The organism is Alsobacter soli, assembly GCF_003004785.1.
Classification (GTDB): Bacteria; Pseudomonadota; Alphaproteobacteria; order Rhizobiales; family Beijerinckiaceae; genus Alsobacter; species Alsobacter soli.
In genome coordinates this window covers 15365-36973 of sequence record NZ_PVZS01000009.1, presented here as the reverse complement: position 1 = coordinate 36973, position 21609 = coordinate 15365, and the positions used below count along the sequence as shown (strand labels likewise).

At 69.5% G+C, this 21609-nt stretch carries 17 protein-coding genes; all 17 read right to left on the bottom strand.

Annotated features, from left to right (window positions below; all coding sequences use genetic code 11):
• The 17 genes from recN to ftsL all read right to left on the bottom strand — a co-directional run bounded on the left by recN (position 1) and on the right by ftsL (position 21609).
• Complete coding sequence (gene recN / locus SLNSH_RS09730; protein WP_106336541.1) at positions 1–1665, bottom strand: DNA repair protein RecN; 1665 nt, start codon at positions 1663–1665, stop codon at positions 1–3.
• A 229-nt stretch (positions 1666–1894) separates the two neighbouring features.
• Positions 1895–2785, bottom strand: a complete 891-nt coding sequence (locus SLNSH_RS09725; protein WP_106336539.1) for an outer membrane protein assembly factor BamD — start codon at positions 2783–2785, stop codon at positions 1895–1897.
• A gap of 169 nt (positions 2786–2954) precedes the next feature.
• The gene (gene lpxC, locus SLNSH_RS09720; protein WP_106336803.1) at positions 2955–3896 is read right to left on the bottom strand and encodes a UDP-3-O-acyl-N-acetylglucosamine deacetylase; all 942 of its coding nucleotides are present in this window, start codon (positions 3894–3896) and stop codon (positions 2955–2957) included.
• A 303-nt stretch (positions 3897–4199) separates the two neighbouring features.
• Positions 4200–5948, bottom strand: a complete 1749-nt coding sequence (gene ftsZ / locus SLNSH_RS09715) for a cell division protein FtsZ (RefSeq protein WP_106336537.1) — start codon at positions 5946–5948, stop codon at positions 4200–4202.
• A gap of 92 nt (positions 5949–6040) precedes the next feature.
• On the bottom strand, positions 6041–7363 hold the full coding sequence (gene ftsA, locus SLNSH_RS09710) for a cell division protein FtsA (protein ID WP_245422205.1): 1323 nt from the start codon (positions 7361–7363) through the stop codon (positions 6041–6043).
• Positions 7360–8202, bottom strand: a complete 843-nt coding sequence (locus tag SLNSH_RS09705) for a cell division protein FtsQ/DivIB (protein WP_158266731.1) — start codon at positions 8200–8202, stop codon at positions 7360–7362. The genes ftsA and SLNSH_RS09705 overlap by 4 nt, the downstream gene beginning before the upstream one ends.
• Before the next feature lie 107 nt (positions 8203–8309).
• Positions 8310–9233: a D-alanine--D-alanine ligase gene (locus tag SLNSH_RS09700; RefSeq protein ID WP_106336534.1), complete on the bottom strand. Its 924-nt coding sequence runs from the start codon at positions 9231–9233 to the stop codon at positions 8310–8312.
• 179 nt (positions 9234–9412) lie between these two features.
• Entirely contained in the window at positions 9413–10330 is a 918-nt protein-coding gene (gene murB, locus SLNSH_RS09695; RefSeq protein WP_106336532.1) for a UDP-N-acetylmuramate dehydrogenase, read from the bottom strand.
• Positions 10327–11739 carry a UDP-N-acetylmuramate--L-alanine ligase gene (gene murC, locus SLNSH_RS09690; protein ID WP_106336530.1) on the bottom strand — a complete coding sequence of 471 codons (1413 nt, stop codon included), beginning with the start codon at positions 11737–11739 and terminating at the stop codon, positions 10327–10329. The genes murB and murC overlap by 4 nt, the downstream gene beginning before the upstream one ends.
• A gap of 13 nt (positions 11740–11752) precedes the next feature.
• The gene (gene murG / locus SLNSH_RS09685; RefSeq protein ID WP_106336528.1) at positions 11753–12856 is read right to left on the bottom strand and encodes an undecaprenyldiphospho-muramoylpentapeptide beta-N-acetylglucosaminyltransferase; all 1104 of its coding nucleotides are present in this window, start codon (positions 12854–12856) and stop codon (positions 11753–11755) included.
• Positions 12856–14010: a putative lipid II flippase FtsW gene (ftsW, locus tag SLNSH_RS09680; protein ID WP_106336526.1), complete on the bottom strand. Its 1155-nt coding sequence runs from the start codon at positions 14008–14010 to the stop codon at positions 12856–12858. The genes murG and ftsW overlap by 1 nt, the downstream gene beginning before the upstream one ends.
• A 3-nt stretch (positions 14011–14013) precedes the next feature.
• Positions 14014–15414: a UDP-N-acetylmuramoyl-L-alanine--D-glutamate ligase gene (gene murD, locus SLNSH_RS09675; protein ID WP_106336525.1), complete on the bottom strand. Its 1401-nt coding sequence runs from the start codon at positions 15412–15414 to the stop codon at positions 14014–14016.
• A 2-nt stretch (positions 15415–15416) separates the two neighbouring features.
• Positions 15417–16520, bottom strand: coding sequence for a phospho-N-acetylmuramoyl-pentapeptide-transferase (gene mraY / locus SLNSH_RS09670; protein ID WP_106336523.1), 1104 nt, complete (start codon positions 16518–16520; stop codon positions 15417–15419).
• Positions 16521–16533: 13 nt separating this feature from the next.
• Positions 16534–17952 carry a UDP-N-acetylmuramoylalanyl-D-glutamyl-2,6-diaminopimelate--D-alanyl-D-alanine ligase gene (locus SLNSH_RS09665; RefSeq protein WP_425352989.1) on the bottom strand — a complete coding sequence of 473 codons (1419 nt, stop codon included), beginning with the start codon at positions 17950–17952 and terminating at the stop codon, positions 16534–16536.
• Positions 17953–17973: 21 nt separating this feature from the next.
• Positions 17974–19413 (bottom strand): UDP-N-acetylmuramoyl-L-alanyl-D-glutamate--2,6-diaminopimelate ligase, encoded by a 1440-nt coding sequence (locus tag SLNSH_RS09660; protein ID WP_106336521.1) that lies wholly within the window; start codon positions 19411–19413, stop codon positions 17974–17976.
• Positions 19413–21188 (bottom strand): peptidoglycan D,D-transpeptidase FtsI family protein, encoded by a 1776-nt coding sequence (locus SLNSH_RS09655; protein WP_106336519.1) that lies wholly within the window; start codon positions 21186–21188, stop codon positions 19413–19415. The genes SLNSH_RS09660 and SLNSH_RS09655 overlap by 1 nt, the downstream gene beginning before the upstream one ends.
• 7 nt (positions 21189–21195) lie before the next feature.
• The gene (gene ftsL, locus SLNSH_RS09650) at positions 21196–21609 is read right to left on the bottom strand and encodes a cell division protein FtsL (protein ID WP_196240233.1); all 414 of its coding nucleotides are present in this window, start codon (positions 21607–21609) and stop codon (positions 21196–21198) included.

Sequence of the window (21609 nt, the reverse complement as noted above, 5' to 3'; positions counted from 1 at the left end):
CTAGTCCGCGGCTTCCAGAAGGCGCCGTGCGGCGGCGCGCGCCTCCTCGGTGATGGTCGCGCCCGCCAGCATCCGGGCGATCTCTTCCCGGCGCTGCGCCTGGTCGATGGGCAGCACACGTGTGGCGATCCGCTCCTCGCCCTCGATCGGGTTCTTCGCGATCAGGAAGTGCCGCTCCGCCCGCGCCGCCACCTGCGGCGCGTGGGTCACCGCCATCACCTGCACCCGGCCCGACAGCCGCGCCAGCCGCGCTCCGATCGCGTCAGCAACGGCCCCGCCGGCGCCGCTGTCGATTTCGTCGAAGACGAGCGTGGGCGCCGAGCCCTTGTCGGCCAGCACGACCTTGAGCGCGAGCATGAAGCGCGACAGTTCGCCCCCCGAGGCGACCTTCATGAGCGGACCGGGCCGCGTGCCGGGGTTCGTCTGCACCCAGAATTCGACCCTGTCGAAGCCCTCCGGCGCCCGGCCCGCCTCGTCCGTGTCGATCTGCACGATGAACCGCGCCCGCTCCAGCTTCAGCGGGGGCAGCTCAGCATTGACCGCGTCTTCCAGGGCCTTGCCGGCTTTCCGCCGCGCCTCGGACAGGGCCCGGGCGGCGCTGAGATACGCCGCCTCCGCCTCCCCGGCCTGGGCGCCGAGCGCTGCCAGGTGCTCCTCGCCATGCTCCAGGCTGTCGAGGTCGGCCCGGAAGCGCTGGCGAAGCGCCGAAAGGCCGTCCACGGGCACGTTGTACTTCCGTGCGGCCGCCCGCAGGGCGAAAAGCCGCTCCTCGGTCTTTTCAAGAACACGCGGGTCGAAGTCGGCCGCGCGTTGAGCCTCCTCGATTGCGACGCGCGCTTCCTCCAGCGCGTTCAGGGCGGCGTCCAGCGCCCGGATGCTCGGGCCGACGAGTTCCGGCGCCTGCGTGCCGCGCCGCTCCAGGCGGCGCAGCGCGCCGGACAGGCTCTCGATCGGAGAGCCTTGGCCGGCCACGGCTTCCAGGGCCTCATTGATCTCCCCGGCGACCTTCTCGGCCGCCATCATGCGCTGCCGCTCGGCCGCGAGTTCTTCCTCCTCACCCGGGAGAGGCGCCAGCTTGTCGAGCTCCGCGACCGCGTGGGTGAGAAAATCCGCCTCCTTGCGGGCCGCGTCGATCCGCGCCTGCTGGGCCGCCAAAGCGTCCCGCGCCGATTTCCACGCGCGATGGGCCTCAGCCACGGCGGCCGAGTCGCACCCGCCAAAGGCGTCGAGCAGGGCCCGGTGCGCTGCCGGATCCACCAGCGCGCGGTCATCGTGCTGGCCGTGTATCTCCACCAGCGCCGCCCCGATGTTGCGCAGCACCTGCACGCTGACGGGCTGGTCGTTCACAAAGGCGCGGGTGCGCCCGTCAGCGAACTGGATGCGACGGAGAATCAGGTCGCCTTCGTCCGGAATATCATGTTTGCGAGCCAGCGCTCGCGCCGGATGGGCCACGGGCAGATCGAACACGGCCGTGATCTGCCCCCGGTCCTCCCCGTGCCTGACGAGCCCGCCGTCGCCACGACCGCCGAGTGCGAGCGAAAACGCGTCGAGCAGGATCGACTTGCCCGCGCCCGTTTCTCCCGTGAGAACGCTGAGCCCCGGCCCGAACGGAATGTCGAGCCGATCGATGAGGACAATGTCGCGGATCGCGAGCTGAACGAGCATGGGCTATGTGTCGCGAGACACGCAGGAAAAATCAACAGGCGATGGTGTCTCACGCCGACAGCCCGACCGGCGGGACAGCCGGCGCAACGGGCGCGTGGCGGAGACGTCACGCGTCTCGGACGTCCTGCGCCGAAAGTCAGTGCCGAAGGACTTGGCTCACCGCCGGTGCGCCCGAATCAAAACAGCCGGGACAAGCCCGGCCATTCGCATTTCACGGAGCAGGCGGACTTTACGACTGGCCGATCCGGAAGGCCTTCATGGCCTTGCTCATCCAGGACCCGCCGTCTTCGCGGGGCTCCAGACCCTTGGTCTGCAGCAACGCGTATGTGTCCTTGTACCACTGACTGTCGGGGAAGTTGTGGCCCAGCACGGCGCCGGCGGTCTGCGCCTCGCTCACGATGCCCAGCGCCAGGTAGCACTCGGCGAGGCGCGCCAGCGCCTCCTCGACCTGCCGCGTAGTCTGGTACGAACTCACGACGGTGCGGAAGCGATTGATCGCGGCGGTGTAGTTGCGCTTCTGCAGGTAGAAGCGGCCCACCGTCATCTCGCGGCCGGCGAGTTGGTCCCGGGCGACCTGGATCTTGTACTTGGCGTCCGACGCGTATTCCGAGTTCGGCCAGCGCGTCACGACCTCCTGGAGCGCGAGCAGCGCCTTTTCGGTGCGCTCCTGGTCGCGGCTCACGTCGGGGATCTGGTTGTAGTACGACATGCCGACCATGTAGGCGGCGTAGGCCGCGTCAGGCGTCGACGGGTGCAGCGTGAGGTAGCGCTTGCCCGAGTTGATCGCCTCCTCGTAGTTGCGACCCGTGTAGTACGCGTAGGTCTGCAGGATGAGCGCCTTCTTGGACCACACCGAGAAGGGGTACTGCTTGTCGAGGTCGGCGAACTTCTTCGCAGCCGTGTCGTACTCGTTCTTCTTCAGGAGGCCGAGACCCTCGTTGTAGATCGTCTCCGCCGGGACCGAAGGGGTGATCTCGGGGGTGTACTTCTCCTCCTTCTCGAACGGGTTCAGGTTCGAGATCGTGTCGCAGCCGACCAGGGGCGCGAGCAGCGCGAGGGCAAGGAGCGAACGCGCGATTCGGGCGCCCTTCGGCGAAAGGAAACGGGTCTCGAAGCGCATGAAAGCTGGGCCCTCAGATGGACGCGATTCCCCGGACGGACCGGAGCTCGGAATGACGCGGGCCTGTTTAGCGCATGCTGGGCAGCACCGCTACCCGCGCAGGCCGCCTGTCACGAAAATGCCCGAACGTCGCCGTGGACGGCGACCTTCGGGCAACACAGCGCAGGTGTCAGTTGGTCTCGGCGGCGAAGGCCAGCGCCGGGCGAATCGCCGGCTCGGCATGGCCGACATCCCGGCGGCCGCCCTCGACGATCGCGTAGGCCGAGCGGTCCGCGAACAGCGCCTGGAGCACCGCCACGTTCATGCGGTGACCGCCGCAATAGGACCGGTAGCAGCCCAGGATGGGCGCGCCCGCGAGCGACAGGTCGCCGATGGCGTCAAGCGTCTTGTGGCGTACGAACTCGTCGGCGAACCGCAGCCCCTCTGGGTTGATCACGCCTTCGTCACCAAGCGCGACCGTGTTGTCGAGCGAAGCGCCAAGGGCGAAGCCCGCCTTCCAGAGGCGCTCCACGTCCTTCATGAACCCGAAGGTGCGAGCCCGCGCGATGTCGCGACGGAACGCGCCGGGCTCGAGATCCAGCACGCGCTTTTGGCGGCCGATCAGGGGCGTATCGAAATCGATCTCGACCTCGAGGCGGAACCCGCGGGCGAAGGGACGCAGTTCGGAAAAGGCGCGCCCCTGCTCCACCCGGACGGGCTTGAGAATTTTGATGTAGCGCCGATTGGCCACCTGCCGGACCAGGCCGACCATGTCGATGGCGTCCACGAACGGCGCGGAGCTGCCGTCCATGATCGGCACTTCCGGGCCGTCGATCTCGACCAGGGCGTTGTCGACGCCCAGGCCCGTAAAGGCGGCCATGAGGTGCTCGATGGTGGCGACGGCGCCGGAGTTCGCGTCGCCGATGATGGTGCAGAGCTCGGTGGCGCTGACTGCATTGTAGCGCGCCTCGATCTGGCGCTCGCGACCGCCTTCCAGGCCCGTCCGCAGGAACGAGATTCCGGTGTCGACGTCAGCGGGGTGGAGAACGATGCGAACCGGCGCTCCTGAATGGACGCCGACGCCCTTCAATTCCACGCGGTCGCGGAGAGTCGTCTGTTTTTGACCAGCCATCATACCGTTCCACACACCCGCCAGCGGCCTGATTTGCCTGCCGCCGATCGTCCGTGTTCTGTCAAACGCGCCCCTGCGAGAATTTTATGGAGGCATTGTTGTCGGACTCAGTCGAGCCCGTCTCGCGATTCGGAACATAGCGCCCGCCTAGAGTCGGGCCAAATCACGCTTTCTAACTGTTTGTAACACTCGCAAAACGTGTAACTCGTTACGTTCTCTTAGGGAATCTCTGGATGGTTACAAAAGGCTGAAGCCCGGCGCCTTGCGGCCCCGGGCTTCCTTCGCGTGATGGGTTGTGGATCGTCAGTTGGACTGGCGACGCAGGAAGGCCGGGATCTCCAGCTGGTCGTCCTCGAGCCGCTGGGTCGGACGGCCGTGCATGTCGAGGCCGCCCTGGGGCGCGCGCACCTGCGGGGCCGGGCGCTTGCCGTACTCCTGGTGGACGGAGGTCGGCTGCTGCGGCTGGGCCTGCGGCACGTATTGCGGCTGCGCGGCGCGAGGCTGGGGCGCAGCCTGCTGCGCCGGCGCCTGCGGGGCCTCGTCGCGATGCTCACGGCGCCCGAAGCCTGCCGCGGCGAGGCGCTCCATCAGGGTGACCCGCTTCTTCTCGGGCTGCGCAGCCGGAGCCGCTGCGGCCTGGACGGGCGCGCGCTCCTGCATGATGCGCTGGCCGGGCAGCGGCAGCTCGTCGACGCGCGGCATGCGCGGCGGGCGAACGACCTCCTCCGCGCGAGGCGGAATGAAGGCGGTCTGCTGGTGGACGGGCTCGGGCGCAGGCGCGCGCGGGGCCTCCGCCATCGGCTCATAGGCCGCCGCCTTGGGCTGCATCGGACGGAGCGTGACGTCGTTGTGCGTCATGGCGGGAGCCGGAGCCGGCTCGGGCTGCACATAGACGGGCGCGGGCTGCGGGGCGGGAGCGGGCGCGTGGACGATCGGAGCCGGTTCGGGCTGGGTCTCGATCCGCGGGATGGAACGGGCAGCCGCCTGGGCCATCTGCTCGTGGCGGGTGCGCACCTGCGTGCGCAGGCGCTCGGCGACCTCGGCGATGCCCTGGTCCATGGCGGGCGCGGCGCCCTTCTCGATCAGTTCGCTTTCGATGCCGGTCGCGACAACCGAGACGCGCACGATGCCTTCGAGCGAGTCGTCGCGCGTGGCGCCGAAAATCACGTTCGCGTCCTGGTCGACCTCCTCGCGGATGCGGGTAGCAGCCTCGTCGACTTCGTAGAGGGTGAGGTCGGAGCCGCCGGTGATGGAGATCAACAGGCCGCGCGCGCCCTTCATGCAGACGTCGTCGAGCAGCGGGTTGGCGATGGCGGCTTCCGCGGCGCGCAGGGCGCGCTTCTCGCCAGTGGCCTCGCCCGTGCCCATCATCGCCTTGCCCATCTCGCGCATCACCGCGCGAACGTCGGCGAAGTCGAGGTTGATGAGGCCTTCCTTGACCATGAGGTCGGTGATGCAGGCGACGCCCGAGTAGAGAACCCGGTCGGCCATCGCGAACGCGTCGGCGAAGGTCGTCTGCTCGTTGGCCACCCGGAACAGGTTCTGGTTCGGGATGACGATCAGCGTGTCGACGGCTTTCTGCAGCTCGTTGATGCCCGCCTCGGCCAGGCGCATGCGGCGCACGCCCTCGAATTGAAACGGCTTGGTCACGACGCCAACCGTCAGGATGCCCATGTCGCGCGCCGCGCGGGCCACCACCGGGGCGGAGCCCGTGCCAGTGCCGCCGCCCATGCCGGCCGTCACGAACACCATGTGCGCGCCGGACAGCTGGTCGCGGATCTCGTCGATGACTTCCTCGGCGGCCGCGCGGCCGACCTCCGGCTGCGAGCCGGCGCCAAGGCCCTCGGTGACCTGGATGCCCATCTGGATCACCCGGTCGGCCTTGGACATGGTCAGGGCCTGGGCGTCGGTGTTGCCGACGACGAATTCACAGCCCTGCAGGCCCAGCTCGATCATGTTGTTCACGGCGTTGCCGCCGGCGCCGCCGACGCCGAACACCGTGATCCGGGGCTTGAGTTCGCGAATGTCCGGAACCTTGAGATTGATGGTCATGTCCTTGGCCTCTCGTATGTCTGGGGCGCCCCGCAGCGCCTGTGTCTCGCCTGATGGGACCGCGGCCCGCCGCGCCTTGGTCCCGTTCCCTGTCAGAAACTATCCTTCAGCCACCGCCCCATTCTGGAAAAGTAGCCGTCCGTGCCAGTTGCACGGTACGCGCTCTGGCGGGGCGTGAAGTGCTCGAGCGCCGCCACCTGTGGGTAGACCAGCAATCCGACCGGAGCCGCGAAGGACGGCCCCTTCGCAGCCTCGGGCAGGCCCTGCACGCCGAGAGGGCGCCCGATGCGCACCTGCTTCGACACCAGCGTGCGCGCCAGCTCCGGCATCCCGGTCAGCATCGCGCCGCCACCCGCCAGGATCACCCGCCGCCCGGTTTCCGCCGAGAAGCCGGAAGCTTTTAGCCGATCGCGCACGAGCTCCAGCATCTCCTCGACGCGCGGGCGGATGATCCGCACCAGGTGCGACTTCGGAACGTGGTTCACCGCGTCGCGATCGTCCTCGTCCACCGAGGCCACCGCGATCGTCTCGCGCTCGTCGGAGGCGCTCGCGATGGTGGATCCGTAGAGCGTCTTGAGGCGCTCCGCGTGCGCCACGCTGGTCGAGAGCCCGCGGGCGATGTCCATGGTGATGTGGTTGCCGCCGACCGCGATCGCGTCCGTGTGCACCAGGTGGCCGCCCGCGAACACGCCGATGGACGTCGTGCCCCCGCCGAGATCGATCACGACGGCGCCCATCTCCGCCTCGTCGTCCACGAGGCAGGAGAGTCCGGCCGCGTAGGGCGTGGCCACCACGGCTTCGACGTCGAGGTGGCAGCGCTCGACCGCCAGCATCAGGTTGCGGACGGCGTTCTGGTCGGACGACACGACGTGCATGTCCACCCCGAGCTTCTCGCCCACCATCCCGTGCGGGTCGTTGATGCCCTTCGTCGCGTCCAGCGCGAAGCCGGTCGGAAGCGAATGGAGAACGGTCCGCCCCGGCCGCGCGCCGGTCGTGCTGGCCGCCTCGAGCACGCGATGGATGTCGCTGTCGCTGACCCCGGCGCCGCGCAGGCCCACATGGGCCTGGTAGCTCTCGGAGCCCAGCCGCCCGCCCGTCATGTTCACGATCGCGGCGCGGATCTCGACCTTGGCCATGCGCTCGGCCGCGTCCACGGCCAGGCGAATCGCATGCTCCGCGCTCTCCAGGTCCACGATCGCGCCGCCCTTGAGCCCGCGCGAGCGCTGGTGCCCGATCCCGATGATGCGCGCGCGGTGCGTGCGCCCGCGCAGGAGGTCGCTCTCGGCCGCGGGGTCCAGGCGCGCGACCAGGCAGGCCACCTTCGTCGTGCCGATGTCGATCACGGACAGGACCGTGCTCTTCCGCGGCGACAGCGGCTTGAGGCGAGGCGTCAGACTGGGGTGACGATGACTCACGTCGGGTTGCCCTTTGGCTTGAATTTGGCCTTGAGCTCTTCGGCGCGGGCCGTGGCGGCCTCCTCGCCCAGGCGCAGCACGACCCGGTCGGGCATCCGCAGGTCGATCGCGAGCACGTCCTTGTCGAGGATCTTCTGGTCTTTGATGAGCCCGGCCAGCCGGGTCAGCGCCCTCGCCGGGTTCTCCTCCGGCAGGCGCACGTCCACGCCGTTGTCCATCTTCAGGGTCCAGCGACGCTGGCCGACGAACATGCCGGCCCGCACATGGGCCTTCACGTCGGGCGCGCCGTCGAGCAGCTTGGTGAGGACCGACGCCTTGGCGTTGGCCCCCTCGCCCACGACCAGCGGCAGGTGATTGAACCGTGGATCGTTGAGGGTGTCGGTCACCGTGCCGTCCTGGGCGACGACATAGACCCGGCCCTCCTTCTGCCAGAGCGCGAAGGCCTCGCGCTCGACCAGCGTGATCGCCAGGCCGTTGGGATAGAGCTTGCGGACGGTGGCGTCCTTGATCAGCGGCACGTTCATCAGCCGCTCGCGGGCTGCGGCGGCGTCGAAAAACGGCAGGGAGCCGCGCGGGTCGATGCCCGCGACCTGGAGCACTTCGGTCTGGTTCAGCTCGACCAGGCCGCTGATTGCGACGTTCTGGATGCTGAAGCCCAGCGCCCGGGCGGCCACGTCCTGCGGCGCGCCGTAGAGGGCCACGAAATCGTCGTACTGCCCGCCCTTCACGGCGCCGAACAGTCCGACGGCGCCCAGGAATCCGAAAAGCAGGTAGCTGCCGATGTGGCGCGGAAGGCGCGACGAAACCCGCTCCGAAGCGCGCAGGACCGGCGGCCCCATGCGATTCGGGCGGCGCGTCGCCGCGGCGGACCGGCCCGCCGCAACGGCGGGAAGGCTCGCGCCGGCGTAGGCCGGCTGAGCCGTCAGCGGGGCCCCGAAGGGCCCGCTTACCGATCGCAGGAGGCGTCCTCCACCATCCATCGAACCAACTCACCGAAACTATGGCCCGCGTGGGCCGCCAATTCCGGCACAAGTGACGTCTCGGTCATCCCGGGCTGCGTGTTGACCTCGAGACAGACGAGTTCGCCGGTTCCGCCCGGCCGATCGTCGTATCGAAAGTCAGCGCGACTGACGCCCCGGCAGCCAAGTGCTTGATGCGCCGTTAACGCCAACTCTTGGACGAGTTGGTAAATATTCGGTTTAATTTCTGCCGGGAGCACGTGGATGGAGCCCCCCTTCGCGTACTTCGCATCGTAGTCGTAGAACACCCCGGTCGCAGGCCGGATATCGATCACGCCGAGCGGCTTGTCGCCCATCACGGCGCACGTAAGCTCCCGTCCCGCCACATAATTTTCGACAAGCATCATCTCCGAGAGGGCCCAGTCCTCCCGCGCCAGCTCCTGCGGCGGATGGGTCCGATCCTCCCTCACGATGATGACTCCCACGGAGGAGCCTTCGTTAGCAGGTTTGACCACGTAGGGCGGCTCCATGACGTGCCGCTTCGCCGCCTCGAGGCGGTGCACGGTGACGCCGCGGGGCACCGGCACGCCGGCAGCCGCCATCACCGCCTTGGCGCGGTCCTTCTGCATGGCGAGCGCGGAGGCGAGCACGCCAGAGTGGGTGTAGGGGATGCGCAGCATCTCCAGGATGCCCTGCATGATCCCGTCCTCGCCCCAGCGGCCGTGGAGCGCGTTGAAGACCACGTCCGGACGCAGGTCCGACAGCACGGCTGCGATGTTCCGGTCCACGTCGATTCGCGTGACGCGGTAGCCCTCGCCTTCCAGCGCGTTGGCGCAGGCCGCGCCCGAGTTGAGCGAAACCGTCCGCTCGGCGGAAAGCCCGCCCATCAGAACCGCGACATGCTTGGCCATGGTGTGTTTCTCCTTTGGCGAGCGCCCCTTCTCCCCCGGGAGAAGGCGTCAGCGAAGCTGACGGATGAGGGACTGGCGACCGGAAGCCCCGAGGGGGCGAGCCCTCGCGTCAGCCCCTCGTCCGACCGTGTCGCGCGACCTTCTGCTGAGGCGAGACGGATCGCGCGACGATGGACGCGTCAGGCCGGCAGCCCGACCCGCTTGATCTCCCACTCGAGCTCCACGCCCGATGTCTCACGCACGCGCCGGCGAACCTCCTCGCCCAGGCCCTCGACCTCGGCGGCGGTCGCGCCCGGATGGGCGATGAGGAAGTTCGTGTGCAGCTCCGAGACCTGCGCATGGCCCATGCGCAACCCACGGCAGCCGGCCTTGTCGACCAGCTCCCAGGCCTTGCCGCCCGGCGGGTTCTTGAAGGTGGACCCGCCCGTGCGCGTGTTCACCGGCTGCGACGCCTGGCGCGCCTGGGTGATATCGTTCATCTCGGCTAGGATCGCGGCGGGGTCCCCCGGACGTCCCTCGAACAGGGCTTCCGTGAAGATCACGTCGTCCGCCACGCCGCAGTGGCGGTACGTGAAGCCCATGTCGGCCAAGGCGTAGGTCCGGACGGTCCCGTCCCGCGACACGCCCCGGCAGGACAGGAGGACGTCCTTCGTCTCGCCCCCATAGGCGCCGCCGTTCATGCGCAGCGCGCCGCCGATGGCGCCTGGGATCCCACGCAGGAACGAGAGCCCGGCGACCCCGGCCTCCGCGGCTGTGCGCGCGACCTTCACGTCGGCGGCGCCGGCTCCGGCGCGGATGCGCAGGCCATCCGCCTGGATCTCCTGGAACGGCTTGCCGAGGCGGATCACCACGCCCGGCACGCCCCCGTCCCGCACCAGCAGGTTGGAGCCCAGCCCGACCACCAGCACTGGGATGCCGCCCGGGCAGCCGGCCAGGAAGGCCGCCAGGTCGTCCTCGTCGGCCGGAGAGTACAACGCCTGGGCAGGCCCGCCCGTGCGGAACCACGACAGGGGCGCCATGGGGGCGTTCGCCTCCAGACCGCCGCGCAGGCCCGGGACGGCGTCCCGCAGCTGGAGCGTGATGTCCGGGAAGCTCACTTCGCTTTGTCCAGGGCCGCGAGTTCGCCCGGCAGGGCGTAGGCCCAGTTGGTGATCGTGCCAGCCCCCAGGCACACGACGTAATCGCCTGGATGCGCCACGCCATAGACGAGGCTGGCCAACTCGTTGGGACCGGACAGTCGCAGGACGTTGCGATGTCCATGGGCCTTCAAGCCCTGGACCAGCGAATCGCGATCGGCGCCCGGGATCGGCTGTTCGCCGGCCGCATAGGTATCGGCCACGATCACCACGTCCGCGTCGTTGAAGCAGGTGGCAAACTGGTCGAACAGCGCGGAAAGGCGCGAGTAGCGGTGCGGCTGCACCACGGCGATCACCTGCCCAGTGGTCGACGCCCGCGCCGCGCGCAGCACGGCGGCGATCTCCACCGGGTGATGCCCGTAGTCGTCGAACACGGCGACGCCATTCCATTCGCCCGTGCGGGTGAAGCGGCGTTTCACGCCGCCGAAGGCGCCCAGCGCCTCGCGGATCCGGTCCGGCGTCATGCCGAGGTGATAGGCCACCGCGATAGCCGCCGTGGCGTTGAGCGCGTTGTGGTGCCCCGGCATCGGCATCGTGAGATTGTCGATGGCCGTCACCTCGCCCGTCTTGCGGTCGCGGACCTGCACGCGGAAGCGCGACCGCCCGCCCGTGAGGTCCACGTCCGTGAGCCGCACGTCGGCCTGCGGGTTTTCGCCGTAGGTGATGACCCGGCGGTCCTCGATCTTGCCAACCAGCTCCTGCACGGTCGGATGGTCGAGGCACATCACCGCGAAGCCGTAGAAGGGCAGGTTCTCCACGAAGGTGCGGAACGCGTCCTTGATGGCGTCGAAGGTCTTGAAGTGGTCGAGGTGCTCGGGGTCGATGTTGGTGATGATCGCCACGTCCGCCGGCAGCTTCAGGAACGTGCCGTCGGACTCGTCCGCCTCCACCACCATCCAGTCGCCGGCGCCAAGGCGCGCGTTGGTCCCGTAGGCGTTGATGATGCCGCCGTTGATGACGGTCGGGTCGAACCCGCCGGCGTCGAGCAGGGTGGCGACCAGCGAGGTCGTGGTCGTCTTGCCGTGCGTGCCCGCGATGGCGACGCATTGCTTGAGCCGCATCAGCTCGGCCAGCATCTCGGCGCGGCGCACCACCGGGAGCCGCTTCTCGCGCGCAGCCATCAACTCCGGGTTGTCTCGCTTGATGGCCGTCGAGACCACCACGACGGCGGCGTCGCCCAGCGCCTCGGCGTTGTGGCCGACCGAAACCTTGATGCCCTTGTCGCGCAGACGCTTGACGTTGGCGTTGTCCGAAGCGTCCGAGCCCTGGACCGTGTAGCCCAGGTTGTGAAGCACCTCGGCGATGCCGGACATGCCGATGCCGCCGATGCCGACGAAGTGGATGGGGCCGAGTTCGGTCGGCAGCTTCATGGGGCGGTCTCCATCATCGGGCGGAACCGGCGACCTCGATGACGAGATCGGCCAGACGCTCCGCGGCGTCGGGAATGCCCGCGCTTTTCGCCGCTTCCGCGGCCCGGGTCAAACCCGCGGTGTCGGCCAGGCTGGCCGACAACTCGGCCGCGAGCCTCTCCGGGGTGAAATCGGCCTGCCGGATCACGACCGCCGCGCCGATGGCTTCGAGGCTCACGGCGTTGGCCGCCTGGTCGCCATCCAGCGACCCCGGCAGGGGCACCAGGATCGCGGGTCGGCCGATCACGGACAGCTCCGCCACCGTGGACGCTCCGGACCGGGCCACAACCAGGTGCGCCTGCGCGATCCGGGCCGGCATATCGGTGAAGAACGGCGAGACCTCGGCTGCGACGCCCAGGCGCCCATAAATCTCGCGGACGCGGGCGAGGTCCTCTTCGCGCGCTTGCTGCACGAGCGAGAGCCGGGCCCGTTCCTCTGGCGCAAGCTTCTCCAGCGCGGGCGGGACGATGTCGCTCATCACCCGCGCGCCCTGGCTGCCGCCGAACACGACGAGGTTCAGCCTGCCGCCGGGCTGCGGCGGCGTGTAGGGCAGCTTGGCGGCTTCCAGCACCGGCAGGCGCACCGGGTTGCCGGTCTGCCGTTGCCTGGCCTTCAGCGGCCCCTCAACGCCCCGCACCTGCGGGAAGCCGGTCGCGATGATGCGGGCGCGCGGCGCCAGCAGCCGGTTGGCGCGGCCCAGGATGCCGTTCTGCTCGTGAATGATGGTCGGCACGCCCCGCAGCGCGGCGGCCAGCACGGGCGGGACGGTCGGGTATCCCCCAAAACCCACCACGGCGGCGGGCTTGAGCCGGCCGATCAGGGTCCAGGCCGCCAGGACGCCCTGCGCGAGCTTGAGGGCCGCCCCGGCCATCTGGACGGGCGAGCGCCCGCTCGGCGTGGCGGACGGGATCTCGTGCGTCTCTACGGCCGGGAAGGCGTTTCCATATTTGGTCGCCCGCTCGTCGGTGGCGAGATGCACGGCGAGCCCGCGCGCCGCCAGCGCATGGGCCAGCGCCTCCGCCGGGAACAGGTGCCCGCCGGTGCCGCCGGCCGCGAGCAGGATGGGGCCGCGCGCCATCAGGCGTAGGCCTCCTCGGTATGCTCGGGCACGATCCGGTCATAGATCTCGGCGCGAGGCCGCCGCCGCGTGACGGCCAGCAGGAAGCCCATCGCGAGCGCCAGCGAGATCAGCGAGGAGCCGCCATAGCTGATGAAGGGCAGCGTCATGCCCTTGGCGGGCATGAGGTGCACGTTCACGGCCATGTTGATCACCGACTGGAGCCCGAACAGCATGACGAGGCCTGCGGCAGCGAGCCGGCAGAACGGCTCCTCGTTGCGCCGCGACAGCACGAGGCCGCGCAGCACCACCATCGCGAAAATGGTCAGCAGGCCGATGCACACCAGGATGCCGAACTCCTCGGCCGTGACGGCGAAAATGAAGTCCGTGTGGCTGTCCGGCAGGATGCGCTTGACGGTGCCTTCCCCCGGCCCCTTGCCGAGCCAGCCGCCCTGAACGAAGGAATCGATCGCGTTGTCAACCTGGAACGTGTCACCCGACGCCGGATCCAGGAAGCGGTTGATGCGCGCCGCCACGTGCGGCAGCACATGGTAAGCGATGAACAGCCCGAACATGCTGACGCCGCCGAGCCCCGCCACCCAGAACAGGTGCAGGCCGGACAGGAACACGAGGCCGCACCACACCAGCGTGATCAGCATGGTCTGGCCGATGTCGGGCTGCAGCACCAGCGGCACGATGGTGCAGGCCAGCAGCATGAAGCCCACGACCGTGCCAGGCACGTCCTTGCGGCGCCCGCCTTCGGAGAAGGCCCAGGCGGCCAGCACCACGAAGGCCGGCTTCACGAACTCGGAGGGCTGAATGGCGCCGCCCGGGAAGTTGATCCACCGCTTGGCGCCCTTCACCTCCACGCCGAACAGCAGCGTGCAGACCACCAGCGCCATCGCGATCACGTAGATGATCAGCGCGGTGCGGCGCACGTGGCGCGGGCTCATCATGCTGATCCCGAACATCACGGCGAGCGCCGGGACCATGTACTTCACCTGGTTCGACACGAAGTGGAACGTCGGCAGCCCCAGGCGCTCCGCCACGGGCGGGCTGCCCGCCATGCACAGCACGATGCCGAGCACCATCAGCACCAGCAGGCTGAACAGGAGGAAACGGTCGACCGTCCACCACCACTGCGCGAAGGGCGAGCGTTCCAGACGTGACGGCATGGGTCAGGCCTTTCCGACAGGGGCGACGCCCGGCAGGGCGAGGACGAGGTCGCGGAAATGCGCGCCTCGTACTTCGAAGTTGGGATACTGGTCGTAGGACGCGCAGGCAGGCGACAGCAGCACGACGGGCTCCGGGGCGTCGGAAGCGACGGCGTCGGCCGCCGCCGCCGCGACCGCGTTGTCCAGCGTCTCGCAGCGGGCGTACGGGACCTTGCCGTCCAGCGTCGCCGCGAAGGCGTCGGAGGACTTCCCGATCAGGTAGGCCTTCGCCACGCGCCCGAACCAGGGGGCGAGCGGCGCGATGCCGCCCTCCTTGGGGACGCCGCCGATGATCCAGTGGATGGCCGACGGGAAGGCCGCCAGGGCCTTCTCGGCGGCGTCGGCGTTGGTGGCCTTGCTGTCGTTGACGAACAGGACCTTGCCGGCCCGCCCCACCTGCTCCATCCGGTGCGCCAGGCCAGGGAAGCTGGCGAGCCCGCGGCGGATGGCCAGTTCATCGGCTCCGATCGCCTCCAGCGCCGCGATGGCGGCGGCAGCGTTCTGGGCGTTGTGGGCGCCGCGCAGCGAGCCGATCCCGGCCAGGTCGGCGAGCACGATGCGCAGCCCGTGGGTCTTGCGCACGATCACGTGGTCCTCGGCGTAGAGCCCCTCGTCGAGCGGCCGGTCCACGGAGATCGGGACCACGGTCCGGCCGGCGGCCTTGAGCCGGTCCACGATGGCGCGGCACCAGTCATCGTCCACGCCCACCACCGCTGTCCCCGCCCCCGCGACGAGCCGCTCCTTGATGCCGGCGTAGTTCTCCATGGAGCCGTGCCGGTCGAGGTGATCCGGCGTGACGTTCAGCAGCACGCCGACCGTGGGCGCCAGCGACGGCGCGAGGTCGATCTGGAAGGACGAGCACTCCACCACATGCACCCGCCCCGGCGCCGGCGGCTCAAGGGACAGCACGGCCGTCCCGATGTTGCCGCCCATCTGCGCGTCGAGCCCGGCCTCGCGCACCAGGTGGGCGATCAGCGCCGTCGTGGTGGACTTGCCGTTGGTCCCCGTAATCGCGATGAACGGCGCGTCCGGGGCCCGCAGCGCCCGTTCGCGGCAGAACAGCTCGACGTCGCCGATCACCTCGACGCCCGCGGCCCTGGCCTTCTCCACCGTCCAGTGCGGCGTGGGGTGGGTCAGCGGCACGCCGGGGGACAGGATCAGGGCCGCGAAGCCCGACCATTCCGCCTCGGCGAGGTCCACCACCGGGATGCCGGCCTCCACGGCCTTGCCGCGCGAGGTCGGCTTGTCATCCCAGGCCGCGACCATCGCGCCGCCGGCGGCGAGGGCCTGCGCAGTGGCGAGCCCGGAGCCACCCAGGCCGAACAGGGCGACCGATTGGCCGGAGAAGCAGGTGACCGGGATCATGCTCACCTCAGCTTCAGGGTGGATAGGCCGACAAGCGCCAGCACGATGGCGATGATCCAGAAACGCACCACGACCTGCGGCTCCGACCAGCCGAGCTGCTCGAAATGATGGTGAATCGGCGCCATCCGGAACACGCGCTTGCCGGTCAGCTTGAACGACGCCACCTGGATGATGACCGAGAGCGCCTCCAGGACGAACAGCCCGCCCACGATGGCGAGCACGATCTCGTGCTTGGTGGCGACCGCCACCGTGCCCAGCATGCCGCCAAGCGCCAGCGAACCCGTGTCACCCATGAAGATCTGCGCCGGCGGCGCGTTGAACCACAGGAACCCGATGCCCGCTCCGATCATGGCTCCGCACAGCACGGCGAGTTCGCCCGTGCCCGGCACGAAGTGGATCTGGAGGTAGTTCGCGTAGATCGCGTTGCCCGACAGGTAAGCGATGAACCCGAAGGTCGCGGCGGCGATCATGACCGGCACAATGGCGAGTCCGTCGAGCCCGTCCGTGAGGTTCACGGCGTTCCCAGCCGCCACGATCACCAGCGCCCCGAAGGCGATGAAGAACACGCCCAGGTTGATCAGCAGGTCCTTGAAGAACGGCACCGCCAGCGCCCCGGCGAGCCGCACCGCGCCGTAGCCGGTCATCTTCGGGATGACGTAGGCGATCACCACGCAGGCCGCGCCCGCGATGATGAATTCGAGCGCCAGCCGCGAGCGGCCGCCGAAGCCCTTGTGGCTCTGCTTGGTGACCTTCAGGTAGTCGTCATAGAAGCCGATCGCCCCGAAGCCGAGGGTCACCGCCAGCACCACCCAGACGTACGGATTGGCGAGGTTGCCCCACAGCAGGGTCGAGACGAGGAAACCCGACAGAATCATGAGCCCGCCCATGGTGGGCGTGCCCTTCTTGGCGAGGTGACTCTGCGGGCCATCCGTGCGGATCGGCTGGCCCTTCCCCTGCTTGATGCGCAGGCTTGCGATGATCGCCGGGCCGAAGAAAAACACGAAGAACAGGGCCGTCGCGGTCGCCGCGCCGGTGCGGACCGTGATGTATCGGAAGACGTTCAGGATGCTGAGCGTCGCGGAGAATTCGGAGAGCCAGGCAAGCATTGGAACAGCGATCTCAGGCGGCGTTGGTCGCGAAGCGCGACTTCAGGGCGGCCACGATGGCGCCGGTGCGGCTCCCGTTTGACCCCTTCACGGTGACGACGTCGCCGGCGCGCAGCGCCGCCAGCACGGCGCCGGTGAGTTCGGCGGCGCTCGGCGCATAGGCGCCCCGCTTCTCCAGCGGCAGCGCCAGCCACAAATTCTTCATCAGGGGCCCGGCCGCGAACACGAGGTCCACCCTGTTCTCCATCACGGCCCCGGCGAGGCCCGCGTGAAGCGCCGGACCCTCCGGCCCCAGTTCCAGCATATCGCCCAGCACGGCGATCCGGCGTCCCCTGAGCCCAACCGGCGCTTGCCCGAGCACGCCGAGGGCGGCGCGCATGGACGCCGGGTTGGCGTTGTAGCTTTCGTCGTAAAGCGCGATCTCGCCGCCGGGCGCCGGCAGGCGGATCTGCTCCCCGCGGCCCGTGGGCGGAGTGACGTCGGCCAAGGCGATGGCCGCCAGGGCAAGGTCGGCGCCGAGCGCCTGCACGGCGCCGAGCACGCCCAGGCTGTTCAGGGCCACGTGCTTGCCGGGGCTGCCGATCCGGAACGTGGCGGCCTCCCCGAACAGCGTCGCCTCGACGATCGACTGGTCCGGGTGCAGGATGACGCGCGTCATCCGCACGTCGGCCTCGGGGTGCTCGCCGAAGCTCACGATCCGGCCTGCGGGAGAGGCCTCGGCGGCCCGGCGGAGGCGCTCGTAATGGGGGTTATCCCGGTTGATCACCGCCGTGCCGCCTTCGACGAGGCCGGAGAAGATCTCGGCCTTGGCGTCTGCGATCGCCTCCACGGAGCCGAGGTTCTCCAGGTGCACCGGCTCGACCGTGGTGATCAGCGCCACATGCGGGCGCACCATGGCCACAAGCGGGGTGATCTCTCCGGCGTGGTTCATGCCAATCTCGAACACGCCGAACCGGCTGTCCGCCGGCATGCGCGCGAGCGTCAGCGGCACGCCCCAGTGGTTGTTGTAGGACGCCGCCGAGGCGTGCGTGGCGCCCTGGGCCGACAGCACCGTGCGCAGCGCCTCCTTGGTCCCCGTCTTTCCGACTGAGCCCGTCACCGCGACGATCCGCGCCTGGCTGCGGGCGCGCGAGGCGCGCCCGAGCGCCACCATGGCCTCCAGCACGTCCGGCACGGCGAAGAGCGGGCCCTTGCCGGCGAACTCCCCGGCCCGGCTCTCGAGCACCACCGCGGCCGCGGCGCCATTCTCCAGGGCGGCGGCGACGAAGTCGTGCCCGTCCCGCGCGTCCCCCTTGATGGCGAAGAACAGGTCGCCCGGCTTCAGGGTTCGCGTGTCGATGGACACCCCGCTCACGTCGGGCGCGCCCCCAATTGCGCGAGCCTGCATCGCTTCGACCAGGGCTGCGCCGGTCCAGAGGGCCGAGGCGGGAATGGAATGGGGATGTGTCACGGCTCAAGCCTCGGCGAGCGCGGCTGCCACCGCGTCATGATCGGAGAAGGGAAGCACCCGGTCGCCTATGATCTGGCCCGTTTCATGGCCCTTGCCGGCCACCAGCAGGACATCCCCAGGCTGAAGCTCGGCGACCGCCGTGCGGATCGCCTGCGCTCGGTCGCCGATTTCGCGCGCTCCGGTGGCGGCGGCCAGGATTTCGGCCCGGATCGCGGCGGGATCCTCGCTGCGGGGATTGTCGTCGGTCACGATAACCGCGTCCGCCTTCTCGATCGCGATCGCGCCCATGATGGGCCGCTTGCCGCTGTCCCGGTCGCCTCCACAGCCGAACACGCAGACGAGCCGGCCGGCGGCGTAGGGGCGCAACGCGTCCAGGGCGCTCGCCAGCGCCTCCGGCTTGTGGGCGTAGTCCACCACGGCCAGCCCGCCGTTGCGCTCGCCGATCCGTTCCAGCCGCCCCTTGACGCCGGACAACGCCGGCAAGGCGCCCAGCACGGCGTCGAGGTCCTCGCCGGCGGCAAGCGCGAGTCCGGCGGCCACCAGCGCGTTGGACGCCTGGAAATCGCCAACCAGCGGCAGTCGCGCCTCGAACCGGCGGCCGGCGGCCTCGAGCACAAGCGCCTGGCCGAATCCGTCGCGCTCCAGCGAGAGGAGGCGCAGGCTCTCTCCCCCGCGTCCGACCGTCATGACATGCAGCCCCCGCGCCTTCGCGGCCGCGGCGACGTCCTCCGCATGGGCGCCGTCCGTGTTCACAACGGCCGTCGAGCCGCCGGGCAACAGCGTATCGAAGAGCCTGAGCTTGGCCTTCAGGTACTCCTCGACCGTCGGGTGATAATCGAGATGGTCCCGGCCAAGGTTGGTGTAGCCGGCCGCCACGAGCCGAACGCCGTCCAGCCGCCGCTGGTCGAGGCCGTGGGAGGATGCCTCCATGGCGAGATGCGTGACGCCGTCACCGGCCAGCCTGTCTAGCGTCTGATGCAGGGTGACCGGGTCCGGCGTGGTGAGGGACCCGTACACGGCGCCGTCCGGCGCCACCACCCCGATGGTCCCGAGGCTGGCCGAGCGCCGTCCGCACGCCGCGAAGATCTGACGCGTGAACTCGGCGACCGACGTTTTGCCGCTCGTGCCCGTGACAGCCACGATGGTCGCCGGCTGGCGCGGGTACATGCGGGACGCAGCAAGCGCCAACGCGCGACGCACGTCGTCCACCTGAACATAGGCCACGGCCGGATCGAGGCCCGCCGGCCGCGCCGCTTCCCCGACCACCGCGGTCGCGCCTGCCGCGACGGCCGCCGGGGCGAACGAGAGCCCGTCCGCCTTCACGCCCGGCACGGCGAAAAAGGCGAAGCCCGCCGCAGCCTTGCGGCTGTCGGCGGTTACGCCCGCGACCGGGCGCTCGCCGTCCGGCCCGGAGACCTGGGGCAGGAGGTCGGACAACTTCATCAGCGGGCTCCCCAGGCCCCGAGGCGGGCCATGAGCGGGAACGGGGCGACTGGCGGATCGAACCGGGGCGGCAGGCCCAGCATGGGCGCGACGCGCTCGATCACCTTGCCGGTCACGGCGCCCGCGTTCCAGGCGGCGGTGGCGTAGCCGTAGGTCTCCGGCAATCCCTGCGGCTCGTCGTAGATCACCAGGAACAGGTATTTCGGCTTGTCCGCCGGCGCAATCGCCATGAAGGTCGTGAACAGCCGGTTCTTGCTGTAGCGCCCGCCGATCACCTTCTCGGCGGTGCCCGTCTTGCCGCCCACGAAGTAGCCCGGGATGGCGGCCTTGGTGGCGGAGCCCTTCTCGGCGTTCAGACGCATCACGAAGCGCAGCGCCTCGCTCGTCTCCGGCTTGATCACCCGCTGGCCGACCTTGGCCGCCTCCTCGGCCGAGCGCTTCAGGAAGGTGGGCGTGAACATGACCCCGCCGTTCACCAGCGCGCCCACGGCCGCCACGGCCTGCATGGGCGCAACCGCAAGGCCGTGCCCGAACGCGATCGTCATCGTGTTCAGCTCGCCCCAGCGGGCCGGCACGATCGGCTCGGCGCTCTCCGGCATCTCGGTCCGCATGCGGTCGAGCTGCCCCATCTTCTTGAGGAACTCCTTGTGCCCCTGCACGCCGATCACCATGGCCATGCGGGCCGTTCCGATGTTCGACGAGTGGATGAACACCTCCGGCACCGTCAGGATGCGGTTGGTGCCGTGGTAGTCGTGGATGCGGAAGCGGCCGTAGGCCAGCGCGCCACGGGCGTCGAAGGTCGAGTTGATGCTCACCTTGCCGCTGTCCAGCGCCATGGCGGTGGTCAGGGCCTTGAAGGTGGAGCCCATCTCGTAGACGCCCACCGTCATGCGGTTGATCCGGTTCGGATCGAGCGCGTCCACGGGGTTGTTGGGATCATAGTCGGGCAGGGACGCGAGGGCGACGACCTCGCCCGTCGTGACGTCCAGGATCATGCCGGCGCCGGCCTTGGCCTTGTACTTTTCCAGGCCTTTGGCGACCTCGTCGCGCAGCGCATGCTGGGCGCGCAGGTCGATCGAAAGCTGGACAGGCTTCAGGTCCGTCGATTGCCGGGCGAAGCCGGCGAGGCCGAGGTCGGCCATGCCCTGGCCGTCGATCCACTTCTCGATCCCGGCGATGCCCTGGTTGTCCAGGTTGGTGAAGCCGAGCACGTGCGAGAGCGCCACCCCGTTGGGATAGACCCGCTTGTGCTCGGGCATGAACCCCACGCCCGGCAACCCGAGGCGATAGACCTCCTGCTGCTGCTTCGGCGTGATCTCGCGCTTCACCCACACGAAGCCCTTCTTGGACCCCAGCTTCTCGCGCAGGTCCCGGGCGTCGACGTCCGGCAGCACGGCCGTGAGCAGCTCGACGGCCTCGTCCTTGTCGATGATGCGCTTGGGCTCGGCGAACACGGACACTGTCTTGACGTCGGTGGCCAGGATCTCGCCGTTGCGGTCGATGATGTCCGGCCGGACGCCCGCCGTTTCCTGCTGGGCGCGCTTGTAGGTGGTCGGCGGATCGGGCCGAAGCCCCAGTTGGACCAGCCGTCCCGCGATCACGGCGTAGATGATGGTGAAGCCAGCAGCGACCAGGAACACCCGGTGCCCGCTCTTGTCGAGCCGCATCCGGAACAGGTTCTGCACGCCGCCGATCATCCGCCGGCCCAGGGGCGTGCGCTGCTTCTCGGCGCCATCGTCGAGGAACGGATCGGGAGAGCCCTGCTGGTCGCTCATGCGATCCTCACTGCTGCTTCTTGCGAATGGTGGCGGTGGTTGTCGTCGTGTCGGCGCGGGCTGCGCCGGGCGTCGGCGCTGGCGTGTTGGTCGGCGCCGCGAGGCCGAGCGCCTCCAGCTTCTTGCCGATGGAATCCACCGGCGCCGGGCGCTGCGGGATGTCCGACCACTTCGCGATCTGCTGCACGGACGCGGGCTGCGTGTCCGTGTACGCCTCGGCCAGCGCCTGCAGCCGGTCGGGCTTGTTCAGGAACTGCCACTCGGCCCGCAGCACCGCGATGGCCTCGCGCTCGCGGCCGATCTGGTTGCGCAGCTTGGCGGCCTGCTCGGTGAGCCGGATGGTGTCGTACTTGATCCGGTAGGCGTAGAGCGCCGAACCGATCAGGGCCAGGATCGCGGCTAGGTGGAGAAAACGGCGCAT

Coding starts and splice junctions, on each gene's coding strand:
- recN (WP_106336541.1), bottom strand. CDS start 1,665: ATGCTCGTTCAGCTCGCGATCCGCGACATTGTCCTCATCGATCGGCTC.
- SLNSH_RS09725 (WP_106336539.1), bottom strand. CDS start 2,785: ATGCGCTTCGAGACCCGTTTCCTTTCGCCGAAGGGCGCCCGAATCGCG.
- lpxC (WP_106336803.1), bottom strand. CDS start 3,896: ATGGCTGGTCAAAAACAGACGACTCTCCGCGACCGCGTGGAATTGAAG.
- ftsZ (WP_106336537.1), bottom strand. CDS start 5,948: ATGACCATCAATCTCAAGGTTCCGGACATTCGCGAACTCAAGCCCCGG.
- SLNSH_RS09705 (WP_158266731.1), bottom strand. CDS start 8,202: ATGGGGCCGCCGGTCCTGCGCGCTTCGGAGCGGGTTTCGTCGCGCCTT.
- SLNSH_RS09700 (WP_106336534.1), bottom strand. CDS start 9,233: ATGGCCAAGCATGTCGCGGTTCTGATGGGCGGGCTTTCCGCCGAGCGG.
- murC (WP_106336530.1), bottom strand. CDS start 11,739: ATGAAGCTGCCGACCGAACTCGGCCCCATCCACTTCGTCGGCATCGGC.
- murG (WP_106336528.1), bottom strand. CDS start 12,856: ATGGCGCGCGGCCCCATCCTGCTCGCGGCCGGCGGCACCGGCGGGCAC.
- ftsW (WP_106336526.1), bottom strand. CDS start 14,010: ATGCCGTCACGTCTGGAACGCTCGCCCTTCGCGCAGTGGTGGTGGACG.
- murD (WP_106336525.1), bottom strand. CDS start 15,414: ATGATCCCGGTCACCTGCTTCTCCGGCCAATCGGTCGCCCTGTTCGGC.
- mraY (WP_106336523.1), bottom strand. CDS start 16,520: ATGCTTGCCTGGCTCTCCGAATTCTCCGCGACGCTCAGCATCCTGAAC.
- SLNSH_RS09660 (WP_106336521.1), bottom strand. CDS start 19,413: ATGAAGTTGTCCGACCTCCTGCCCCAGGTCTCCGGGCCGGACGGCGAG.
- SLNSH_RS09655 (WP_106336519.1), bottom strand. CDS start 21,188: ATGAGCGACCAGCAGGGCTCTCCCGATCCGTTCCTCGACGATGGCGCC.
- ftsL (WP_196240233.1), bottom strand. CDS start 21,609: ATGCGCCGTTTTCTCCACCTAGCCGCGATCCTGGCCCTGATCGGTTCG.